This window comes from Metabacillus sp. GQ13, assembly GCF_059758525.1.
Window position 1 is genome coordinate 226314 of sequence record NZ_JCAXET010000008.1, and the last position, 11409, is coordinate 237722.

Consider the following 11409-nt stretch of genomic DNA (forward strand, 5'->3'; position numbering starts at 1 on the left):
AATTATAAGAAAAAATCCAATGACCGTTTTTTTAGGTTTGATAGCAACAAACTCTTAGTAAAGAGCCTAGGTCAAAGCGAAAACCATTCAGGGGGGTAAAAAAGTTGATAAAAAACATCGTACGAAAAGGAACTTTATTTATGTTAGTTGGTCTGATGGCAATTGTAGCAGCACTTGTTGGCTGTAGTCCAAAAACAGGTACAACTGAGAATTCTGATGGTGGCGATGGTAAATGGTCAGGACAAACGATAAAGGTTCAATTAATAGGGGATTTCACGAAGGAAACCTCGACAGATCCGATTACAGGTGAATCTGTAAAAGGTGTTGAGGTTTTAAAAGAAGAGTTTGAGAAGGAACATTCAGGAGCGACTGTTGAATTTGTGATTATGCCTTGGGAAGGTTACACGGAAAAGACTCAAGCGATGATTACATCAGGTGAAGCAGATGTTTATCAAATGCCTGGTTTAGCAGATTTCGCACCACAGGGCGTTATAGAACCATTACAACCGTATATTGATAAGGATGAAGAGTTCAAATTAGATAAATTTATAGAGAATCAAGTAGAGGGTTGGAAGGTCTTAGGGCAAGATGATGATGAATTACAAATTTACGGATTGCCGTTTTTAGGGGATGCTCGTTTTATCGCCTATGATAAGAAATTATTTGATGACTGGGGAGTAGATTATTTATCTGATCACCCTACAATGGAAGAGGTTGCAGAAAAAGCAAAGCAAATGACTGGGAAAAATCCAGTAACAGGAGAACAAAACTATGGAATTTGGTTCCGTGGAGATTGGTCTTCTGCCTTTACATTAATTGATCTAGCCGAAGGACAAAACGGATCTTGGGGAGAAGGATTTGCCTGGGATGAAGTGAAGTTTAACTTTCATTCCCCTGAGATGCTAAATGGATTAAACTGGTTACTCGATATGCAAAAATATGCACCAAAAGGTCTAGTTAGTAACCAAGGACAGGAAAAATGGCTATCAAAGGATAATAATATCGCAATCATGTTAAACCAAGGCCCTGGCGATATAGTAAAGCCAGCGTATGCTCAAGGATTAGGCGATCGAATTGCTATTGCTCAAGAATTTAAAAATGATGAAGGAAAAGGTGGTTTATTTGCTGGAAGTCCACTAGCCATTGCGAAAAGTAGTAAACAGAAGGATTTGGCTTGGGAATGGATTAAATTTATGACAAGCGATTTTACACAAAAATATCTATTTGAAGAAGTAGGTGTAGTACCAGCAGTAAAATCTGCAACCGAGTGGGATAGTGTCAAAGAACAACCGTTGATGTTGCCAGTTTTTGAAGCCCTGAGTACGCCAACTACTCCAAGATATCCATGGGCTTCATCTCAACCACGGTTTATCTTAACATCAGAAATTGAAGCCACCTTAACTGGTAAAAGAACAGCAGAAGAAGCATTAGAAAAAGCACAGAAGGAAAGTACGGAATGGGTTGAAAATAGATAACAGTCATTTTTGAAGAGGGAGATTATCCTCCCTCTTTCTTTCATACTTTTTAAATGATACTTCTTTTTCGTATCAATTTTTAAAGGTTAACAGCAAATCGAATGACCGATGGATTGGAAAGTTGGTGGTTCCTATTACCAAAGAAATAGCAAACGATCGCTTGTTATGGATTGATACCATGCTTAAACTGTCAACACCTGTCCTTGAAGCCTTAGAAAAAAGACAGTTGAAGACGTTAATGCCGGTGGAAATGAAAAACGGTTCCGATCGCATGAATTTCACGCACTTAGAGGCTTTAGCAAGATTGTTAGTTGGGATCGCTCCATGGATTGAAAATGTTGCACAAGGGAAAGAAGAAAGGTTACGTAACCATTATAGTTATCTAGCAAGAGAAGCAATTGATGCGGGGACAGACCCTCATTCCCCTGATTACATGAATTTTGAAGATGATTTTCAACCGATCGTGGATACCGCTTTTCTAGCCCAAGCAATCCTCAGGGCTCCAAATCAACTTTGGGAGAAATTAGACCAACGTGTAAAGAAAAACCTCATCAGTGCACTGAAAGCGACGAGATCACGAAAACCATTTTTCTCAAATTGGCTGTTATTTTCGGCAATAATTGAAGCTACGCTATTTAAGCTTGGGGAACGTGATTGGGATCCAATGAGAATCGATTATGCGATCAAACAACTAGACCAATGGTACTTAGGTGATGGGGTGTATAGTGATGGTCCGAATTTTCATCATGATTACTACAATAGCTTTGTCATTCAGCCAATGTTGATTGATTTAATCGAAGCCATCGGTGATGAATACCCAGAATGGGATGCCAGGAAAGAAACAATCATGAAAAGGTCGCAACGGTTTGCGGTCATACAAGAACGCTTGATTTCTCCTGAAGGGACATTTCCACCGGTTGGTCGTTCGCTCTCTTATCGTTGTGGAGCTTTTCAAAGTCTTGCCCAGCATGCCTTACGAGATGATTTACATGAGAATCTGACTCCGGCACAAGTAAGATCCTGTCTAACGGCTATTATTCAAAGGTCATTGGAAGTACCAGGTACATTTACAAAGGAGGGGTGGCTAACTGTGGGCTATTCTGGTCATCAACCAAGTATCGGTGAAGCATACATTTCGACAGGTAGTACCTATTTGTGTTCCGTGGTATTTCTTCCACTAGGTCTTTCAGCATCACACCGATTTTGGAGTGATCCATCAACAGAATGGACCCAAAAGAAGGCTTGGTCTGGGAAAGAATTCCCTATTGATCATGCACTTGACGACAAATAAACAAAGGCTGTTATCTATGAATGAGAAAAGGGAGTGACGAATGTGGTAAAAGGACTTTTCATTATGAATCAGAATCTATTTGAGCTCGTTTATCCAGAAACGATCCGTAATCAAATTTGTGAACTAGCCGATATCTATGCTCCACAGCTTACCAGTGAGATGGTTAAACAAAATCCAGCGATTTTATATGAAGCAGAAGTCATATTCTCAGGCTGGGGTGGTCCAAGACTAGATCAAACGTTTTTAGAAGCCGCCCCCAATCTGAAGGCATTATTTTACGGAGCCGGTTCAATAAAGCACATTGCAACAGAATTATCGTGGAAGAAAAATATTGTGATTACTAGTGCTGTTCAAGCAAATGCAATTCCAGTAACTGAATTCGCACTTTCGCAAATTTTATTTTGCCTAAAAAATGGCTGGCAGTTTGTCCAAAACATTAGAGAGAACCAACAGTTTCCGGCTAAACCCTTTGATTTAGCCGGAACCTATCAAAGTACGGTTGGCCTAATCTCCCTTGGTACAATAGGACGGAGGTTAGCGCAATTGCTAAAGAACTTTGATGTAAAAGTCATTGCTTATGATCCGTTTGCTAATCAAAAAACGGCTGATCAACTTGGTGTTTCCCTTTGTTCTCTTGAAGATCTATTTAAAAATGCTGATATTATTTCTCTTCATACACCATTACTTGATAAAACGAGAGGGATGATCAGGGGAGACCATTTTTCTATGATGAGAAAGAATGCTAGCTTTATTAATACAGCTAGAGGGGCGGTTATTAGACAAAATGAAATGATTGAAGTGTTGAAACAACGTCATGACATAACAGCTGTCTTAGATGTAACAAATCCAGAACCACCAGAACAAGAATCTCCACTATATACCCTTCCCAATGTGATCTTAACCCCACACCTAGCCGGAAGTGCAGGAAATGAATGTGCTAGATTGGGAGCATATATGCTAGATGAATTTAGAAGGTATCTAAAGAATGAGCCACTAAAGTGGGAAATCTATCAAAGAGATCTTGGGGTTTTAGCTTAAAAGAGGTATCCTTGACTCTTAATTGGTATTATCTTTGTTCGATGTCTCTCTTTTCGAAATTTTTACTGTTTTTAAAAAGAAATCTCACATTGTAAAAAAGGAAATCAGAGGGTTACGTCTAAATCAATATAGATGTCCTTTTTTGAATTCACGTGTGAGGACCAACAAGTTATAGGAAAAGAGGAAAAGAGAGATGGAACTAAACGATATACGGGTAATCGCAACAAAGGTAAAAAACAATATTCAAAAGGTTGTCATCGGGAAAGACGAGCAAATAGATCAGCTACTAGTAGCTTTAATCTCTTCGGGACATGTCTTGTTAGAGGATGTACCAGGAACGGGTAAAACATTACTAGCTAAAACAATGGCTAAGTCGTTAGCATGTTCATTTAATCGGATTCAATTTACACCGGATTTACTACCAAGTGATGTAACGGGGATTAACTTTTACAATCAAAAGCTAGGGGAATTTGAATTTCGATCAGGACCTATTTTTTCGAATATCGTCTTGGCTGATGAAATAAATAGAGCAACCCCAAGAACACAATCCAGTTTACTAGAGTGTATGGAAGAAAGACAGACAACAATTGATGGTGAAACACATATTCTAGATCGACCTTTTATGGTGATCGCAACGCAAAACCCTGTGGAAAACCAGGGGACATTCCCATTGCCAGAGGCACAGCTCGATCGTTTTTTACTAAAGGTTAATTTAGGCTATCCAACAAAGGATGAAGGAATTAATATTTTAAAACGTTTTAAAGAAAATAATCCGCTAGAAGATATTAATCCAGTTGTAAAAAGAGATGAGATTGTTACTGCACAAAATCTGTATTCTAACGTATATGTAAGTGATGATCTACTTCTTTACATCATGGATATAGTTGAAAAAACAAGATCCCTTCCATCAATAGAGTTAGGAATAAGTCCACGTGGGAGTCAAGCTTTGTTAAAGGCTGTCCAAGTGTATGCAATTCTAAAAGGGAGAGATTATGTGGGTCCTGATGATGTAAAAGCCATGGTTAAGCCTGTTTTAGGACACCGTTTAGTCTTAAATTCGATGATGAGAGCAAAGAATGAACAAGTGAATTCAATTCTAGATGATATAATGGAAGCGATACCAGTTCCAGCAGAGGGAGAACTTGTGAAAGGCCATCATTCATAAATGAGTATCGCCTGGTTTATTATCATTACTTGCCTCATCAGTGTGATTCAAAGCGTTATTTTTAATAAATGGGGTTTATTCCGTTTGCAGTACACACGTTCTTTTAATAAGGAAAAGGTGTACGCTGGGGAAGAAATCGAAATGATTGATGAAATCTCAAATAATAAACTTCTCCCCATACCGTGGTTAAGGCTAGAATCAAAGATTGATCGAAATTTACAGTTTGTCGGTAAACAAGATCAACTAACGGAAGTACATAGTGAAGAGTTTCATCGTACATTGTTCAGTATGTTGCCCTATCAAAAAATAACGAGAAGGCATAAGGTACGCTGTACGAAAAGAGGATATTATGAGCTGAAAAACGTATCGTTGACCCTTGGTGATGTATTTGGGTTCGGTGAGAGTTTTCGTAAATTTAGTGCAAAGGCAGCTGTTACCGTATTTCCTGAGATGATCGCAATCGAAGAGATCCCTTTACCATCCCATAGCTGGTTGGGTGATATCATTGTGAGGAGATGGATTATTGAAGACCCTTTTGTCATTGCTGGGGTGCGAGATTATTCAAGAGGAGACTCGTTGAATTCAGTCAATTGGAAAGCAACAGCTCGAACAGGTAACTTACAAGTTAGTAAGAAAGATTATACGGCGGATCATCAACTAATGATCTATCTGAATTTTGATGAGTCAGAGGATATTTGGATGCCTATACAAAACACCTCATTAATTGAAAAGGGGATCTCTTATGCTGCTTCGATTGCCGGAAATTCGATAGCGAAGGGGATAAACACAGGGTTTGGATGCAATTCCTATCTTGTTGAAACATTCCGAGAAAAAACTGAAAATGATACAAAATCATCAATTCGAATTGAGCCAAAAAGTGGGAAACATCAGTTAACCTATTTATACGATACAATGGCTAAGTTAAGTATGGATCGAAGTATCAGTTTTAATCGGTTTTTAATGGAGGATTTGGAAACACGTACTCAAACAGATATCCTTTTGATTACATCAATCATCACGGATAATATTCAAGAAAAGATTCATCTTTTAGAAAAGCAAGGGAATAAAATTGAACTCCTAATGCTAACTGATCCTCCAAACCAGGGAGAAGGTGAATATCTTGCCCAATAAAGCTCAGATCATCCTTGAGAAATGGATGTATGGAATGATCGAATTCATCATCATCTTTCCAGTCTTTCTTCTCCTAGGGGTAACCTTTATATCTAGTCCGTTTGTATGGCTTGCTAGTTTACCTATACTCTCTATTTTAGGTTTCTTATTTAGATTGATTGTTCGAGATAAAAAGCGATTGCTTTATCTTGTATATACAATTATCGTGAGTGCAACTTTAGCTGTTCTCTTTAATGATACGATCGTCTCCTATCTGGTTGTTTTGATCATAAATGGTGTCATTTGCTATCGAGGCATCCTTTATGCAGAGCGCGAAGTAGAGGAACTAATCTCCTTTACGTCATTATGGAAATTTGGCTTTCCAATTTATTTTACCGCCTACTTTGTATACCGATTTTCAGATTCACTTAATCCGTATCTCGATGTGATCACATGGAGCTGCTTTCTTTTAGTCGTGATTACATTATTCCTTTCTAATAGTGGATCATTAAAATCATCAACCTTATCAAAACAAAAAAGACCGTTTGTGACTGGTTCAATCAAAGGGAAAAATAGAGTATATATTTTCGTGATCCTAAGTATAATTGCGATCATAACCAACTTTAAGGTACTCCAACATTTACTCTATACAGCGATCTCAGCAGTTATTTCTGCGATTATCTCTTTTTTTTCGATTTTTGAAAATGATGAACAAATCGAAAATACCCCTCCAGCATCAGAAGGTAGCATGCCACCACCTTTAGAAGGTGGAGAACCTTCAGCATTAGCAGTGTTAATGGAAAAGATTGCTGAGGTTGGATTTTATATTTTAGCAGTAATTGGTGGGATCATTTTCATCTTTTTTGCTAGTAAGAAAGTTCGTCATTTGTTTAGACTTGGATATAAATGGTTTATGAACTATTTAAACCAACTTTTTCATATAAGAAAAAGCGATCATGAAGAAAATAGCCAATATGTTGATGAAAAGGAAAGTCTTCTTGACTTGAAAAAATGGGGGCAAGGGACAAAAAATCAAGCAAAAGAATTATTTTCAACTTTATTCAATCGTCAACCCAAATGGGACGAGCTATCTGACCGCGAGAAAGTCCGTTATGTTTATCGACAGTTGGTAAAGGAACAAGTGAATCGCGGGTTACCATTTAAAATCTCCGATACACCGTCCAAAACAATTAAAGATATGTCTGAAAGGAGAGGGAATCAGCAAAAAGAATTACGAACCTTTATAGATACTTATGGTAAAGCGAGATATGGGAACGAGGACTTAAACTCACAAGACTTAGAAGAGGTTACATTCCTATTGGACTCACTTAAGAATAAGGAAGGATAGATTAAGTATATTCACTTTTTTTTAAGAGTCCTTTCCCAAGTTCGATAGATAAATAAGCAATATTATATGTTCTTATTCTTTTGAAGTGACAGGAAGTAGTACAATAAAAATCCAAAAACCGTTTTTTATAAATGTAAAAGCAACAAACGTTTAGAAGCCTATTCAAACAAAAAGTGCGATATAGAAAAACGCTATTGTTGTAAACGTTAACATGGTTTAAAGTATAGGTGATAAATAAAAAGGAACGAATGAAGAAGGGTTAAAAATTATCAATAGAATGATAACTAACATACTAGAATACTAGGAGGATGGAAAAATGAACACGAAAGCAAAGGGGAAAGACCTACAAATTGCATACATAGGCGGAGGATCAAGAGGCTGGGCTTGGGGATTAATGAGTGATCTAGCGCTTGAAGGTGATTTATCAGGGACTGTAAAGCTTTATGATATCAATTATGATGCAGCGTGTAATAATGAACTTATTGGAAATCATTTATATGATCGTGAGGATGTTGTGGGGAAATGGAAGTATGAAGCCGTAAAGACTATTGATGAAGCTTTGCTCGGAGCTGACTTTGTGATCATTTCAATTCTTCCTGGTTCTTTTGCAGAAATGTCATCAGATGTACATGAGCCTGAAAAGTATGGAATCTATCAATCGGTTGGGGATACAGTAGGACCAGGGGGGATGGTACGAGCACTACGGACCATACCGATTTTTGTCGAGATTGCAGAACATATTAAAAAATCATCGCCAAATGCTTGGGTCATTAATTACACGAATCCAATGAGTCTTTGTGTGAGGACCTTGTATAAAACATTCCCAGAAATAAAAGCAATTGGTTGTTGTCATGAAGTATTTGGGACACAGAAGTTACTTGCCTCAATGCTAGAGGATATGCTTGGAATGAAAGATGTTAGCTACAAGGATATTAAAGTCAATGTATTAGGCATAAACCATTTTACCTGGATTGATCAAGCTTCATACAGAGGCATCGACCTTTTCCCAATATATAAGGAATTTGTTGATAAATACTTTGAACAAGGCTACGAAGGCAGTGAAAAGGGGCACTGGATGAATGATCATTTTGCTTCAGCGCAACGGGTGAAATTTGATTTATTTAAAAAGTTTGGTTTAATAGCCGCTGCAGGTGATCGACATTTAGCGGAATTTATGCCTAATTCATGGTATTTACAAAGTCCTGAAAGAGTAAAAGAGTGGAAGTTTGGACTGACAAATGTCCAATGGCGAATGGATAACAAACAAGAATTACTAGAAAAAAGCACAAGACTAACTACTGGAAAAGAAGACTTTGTCCTGAGCTCAACAGGTGAAGAGGGCATTGATATGATTAAAGCATTACTTGGGTTAGGTGACTTAGTGACAAACGTAAACCTACCTAATACTGGTCAAATCAATAGCTTACCAAGCGATTCTATTGTCGAAACAAATGCACTATTCAGAGCCGACAGTATCCAAGCTGTCTGTGCAGGTGAATTACCTACACCAATACAGAAGATGGTATCTGGCCATATTTATAATCAAGAAACGACATTAATCGCAGCACTTACAAAGGATAAAGACCTAGCATTTCAGGCGTTTGTTCAGGATCCACTTGTTCACCTTGATCCTGAACAGACAAAAGAGTTATTTGATAAAATGCTCCTGAATACGCAAAACTATTTAGTCGGTTGGAATTTGGAACAAACGATTACGAGTTAATCAATGGTGAATGTTTTCGTAAAGTACGTGTTTAAAGCAATTGATGTAAGGGATTACTTAATGAAGGGCTCAACTCATAAATTAGAGTAGAGCCTTTCTGTTTGTTTATCAAAAATATCAAATCTGTTTTAAAATTGATTCCGTAACATTTTCAAAATTGGAAAGGTCTGTATAACTTGTATTTCCTATTGGGTGTACTATTCAAAAGGAGCTGTCATAAGCTCATGATCTGGTTTATATATCCGCTTACTGTTGGCCATTTCCATAGGGTTTATCAATTTACTTTTATCACAAATCAATTGATATTGTTTCTTATGTATTCGATTTAGTAACAAGTCATCTAATTCTAAAGAGCGTATTGTCTTTTAAGGGTATTAATGGATCATTATCCCTAATTAATCCTTCTGTTGCCCCTTGATAGGCCACTTGAATGAGCCATTTTGTGAAGTCTGCTACATTCATCAACTCTATTTCTTTTAAGCTGTAAAAGCCTGCGTCATCAGATTCAATACCATCAGGTCTTGGTTCTCCACTTATGTAATCCATTGAAAAAGCAACATATAAATTGTGCACATGCCTTGGGAGATCACGTATTGCAACGATACTTTTGATTTGGGCAACAATTCCTGACTCCTCCTCCACTTCACGTATAATCGTTTCTTCTATTGATTCCAATTGTTCAATATACCCTCCAGGATTTGTCCAATAACCTTTTCCAGGATGATGAGCTCGCTTAACTAATAGAAATTTGTCATCCTTTATGACAAGTGCACCAACACCAATACTATAGTCACCCCAAAATACATAATCACAGTTAGGACATGCTCTTCTACCTATTCCATCGATATCACGGGTTTCCAAAGGAGAACCACATTGTAAACAGAAATTTGCTGACAATAATACCATCCTTTCAATCTCAAAATAAAAAACGATAATAGTAGGGAAGTTCGACAATAATATTTTAAATCCCTTTATTTCATAGTTTATATCAAGCGTAACAGACTGTTAGGAATGAAAGAAGGTGACTGATTCGGATATTATGGTAAAATTTCAATTTTGTAAAAAATTAAAACCACTACAATAAAAAAGGAAGAAAAACCAAAATGATAGACGAGTTTTGCATAATATTCCTTTGCTTGATGATGAGCTTTACTTCTAGAAGAAGTATGGCTTTTTTACACCAAAAGGGAGTCTAATAAAAAATGAAATGGGGAATTCCCTGGGTTATGTTAGTATTTATCTAAGAAACAAAATTTAAAAATTTTATCGTAATTATTGTTCTTTGTTCCTCTCATATTTTCTTACTGATTTTTTTGAGCGGTACGAGGGTATCCTGTATTTTTCTTTAATTGAATAATTGTGGTATCATCGGAACTTCATTGACGAGTAGTTAAACTTATTTCTTAGGAGTGTTACATAGTGAAAAGGACAGAGAAAAAAAGAAGAGAAGGCTTAACAATGATAAGTGTAATCGGTGGAGGAGTAATGGGTTGGAGTGTTAATACAGGATTATTTCTAATGACAGATACCGATATGACACAATTTTATGGGATATCAATATTTTTAGGTGTTATTATTGGTTTATTATGGGATATATCAGATAAATTAAATGCTTCTAACTCTAAGTACTAACGATTAAATTAATACATAAATAAATCTATAATAGGAAAACGGACTAATAAAAAATCAGTAATGGTAAAAGTTTTTATGGATAAGGAGATAACAATTGATGCTTCATTCATTAGAATTAATAGAAAAGGTAAGGTCAGGAAATAAAGAGGTTCTTCGTGATCATAGATGGTTACAGTATCTTTTCCTTACTAAAGAAAAAAATGTGAATTTGGAACAGATTGAATCATTAGAAAAAATAGCTGACAATCCTGTCCTTCGTTATGTCGAGAAAACGTTAGAGATATTAAACGAAAATAGTACTTCGAGTCCCGATGAAGAAGCCTTGATTGAAGAAGTGTTGATCTGGAGTGATGTTGCAAAATGTGGGTTACCCCATAAACGGGAAGAATGGAGAGAGCGTGGATTTCAATTGGAAATTCATAATGTAGGTTCAGCGCAAATTTATGCCCATGAGAAGATGAAGACAGCTTTTCGTTCACGACAAATACAGAGAGAAGACCTTGTTTATATTCTTATCCAAACTCATGGATTAATCGGACAATTTATAAGAGGTGAAGTCCGATATTGTCAATTTGCTCCGTTAATGGATTGGATTCATCACTACAAAGAAAAAGCACCTGTTGACAT

Annotated in this window: 9 protein-coding genes and 1 pseudogene; 9 read left to right on the top strand and 1 reads right to left on the bottom strand. The window is 36.8% G+C overall.

Annotated features, from left to right (window positions below):
• Positions 1 to 104 precede the first annotated feature (104 nt).
• The 7 genes from AC6CHR_RS12345 to AC6CHR_RS12375 all read left to right on the top strand — a co-directional run bounded on the left by AC6CHR_RS12345 (position 105) and on the right by AC6CHR_RS12375 (position 9150).
• Complete coding sequence (locus tag AC6CHR_RS12345; RefSeq protein ID WP_498249124.1) at positions 105 to 1475, top strand: sugar ABC transporter substrate-binding protein; 1371 nt, start codon at positions 105 to 107, stop codon at positions 1473 to 1475.
• Positions 1476 to 1620: 145 nt separating this feature from the next.
• On the top strand, positions 1621 to 2766 hold the full coding sequence (locus AC6CHR_RS12350) for a DUF2264 domain-containing protein (protein WP_498249149.1): 1146 nt from the start codon (positions 1621 to 1623) through the stop codon (positions 2764 to 2766).
• A gap of 42 nt (positions 2767 to 2808) precedes the next feature.
• Positions 2809 to 3804 carry a hydroxyacid dehydrogenase gene (locus AC6CHR_RS12355; protein WP_498249125.1) on the top strand — a complete coding sequence of 332 codons (996 nt, stop codon included), beginning with the start codon at positions 2809 to 2811 and terminating at the stop codon, positions 3802 to 3804.
• 193 nt (positions 3805 to 3997) lie between these two features.
• Positions 3998 to 4969 (top strand): AAA family ATPase, encoded by a 972-nt coding sequence (locus AC6CHR_RS12360; RefSeq protein ID WP_498249126.1) that lies wholly within the window; start codon positions 3998 to 4000, stop codon positions 4967 to 4969.
• A complete protein-coding gene (locus AC6CHR_RS12365) occupies positions 4970 to 6100 on the top strand; it encodes a DUF58 domain-containing protein (protein WP_498249127.1) in 1131 nt (376 codons plus the stop codon).
• Positions 6090 to 7427: a DUF4129 domain-containing protein gene (locus AC6CHR_RS12370; RefSeq protein ID WP_498249129.1), complete on the top strand. Its 1338-nt coding sequence runs from the start codon at positions 6090 to 6092 to the stop codon at positions 7425 to 7427. Before AC6CHR_RS12365 ends, AC6CHR_RS12370 begins: the two co-directional genes overlap by 11 nt.
• Positions 7428 to 7743: 316 nt before the next feature.
• Entirely contained in the window at positions 7744 to 9150 is a 1407-nt protein-coding gene (locus tag AC6CHR_RS12375; protein ID WP_498249130.1) for a family 4 glycosyl hydrolase, read from the top strand.
• A 336-nt stretch (positions 9151 to 9486) separates the two neighbouring features.
• On the opposite strand, the gene AC6CHR_RS12380 is transcribed toward AC6CHR_RS12375, so the two are convergent.
• Positions 9487 to 10056: an NUDIX domain-containing protein gene (locus tag AC6CHR_RS12380; RefSeq protein WP_498249131.1), complete on the bottom strand. Its 570-nt coding sequence runs from the start codon at positions 10054 to 10056 to the stop codon at positions 9487 to 9489.
• A 513-nt stretch (positions 10057 to 10569) separates the two neighbouring features.
• On the opposite strand from AC6CHR_RS12380, the gene AC6CHR_RS12385 reads away from it, so the two are divergent.
• Together AC6CHR_RS12385 and AC6CHR_RS12390 are read left to right on the top strand one after the other, a co-directional pair.
• Positions 10570 to 10782 carry a hypothetical protein gene (locus AC6CHR_RS12385; protein ID WP_498249132.1) on the top strand — a complete coding sequence of 71 codons (213 nt, stop codon included), beginning with the start codon at positions 10570 to 10572 and terminating at the stop codon, positions 10780 to 10782.
• A 97-nt stretch (positions 10783 to 10879) separates the two neighbouring features.
• Positions 10880 to 11409, top strand: a pseudogene (locus AC6CHR_RS12390) (class I SAM-dependent methyltransferase); the annotation flags it as partial.

Coding starts and splice junctions, on each gene's coding strand:
- AC6CHR_RS12375 (WP_498249130.1), top strand. CDS start 7,744: ATGAACACGAAAGCAAAGGGGAAAGACCTACAAATTGCATACATAGGC.
- AC6CHR_RS12380 (WP_498249131.1), bottom strand. CDS start 10,056: ATGGTATTATTGTCAGCAAATTTCTGTTTACAATGTGGTTCTCCTTTG.
- AC6CHR_RS12360 (WP_498249126.1), top strand. CDS start 3,998: ATGGAACTAAACGATATACGGGTAATCGCAACAAAGGTAAAAAACAAT.
- AC6CHR_RS12365 (WP_498249127.1), top strand. CDS start 4,970: ATGAGTATCGCCTGGTTTATTATCATTACTTGCCTCATCAGTGTGATT.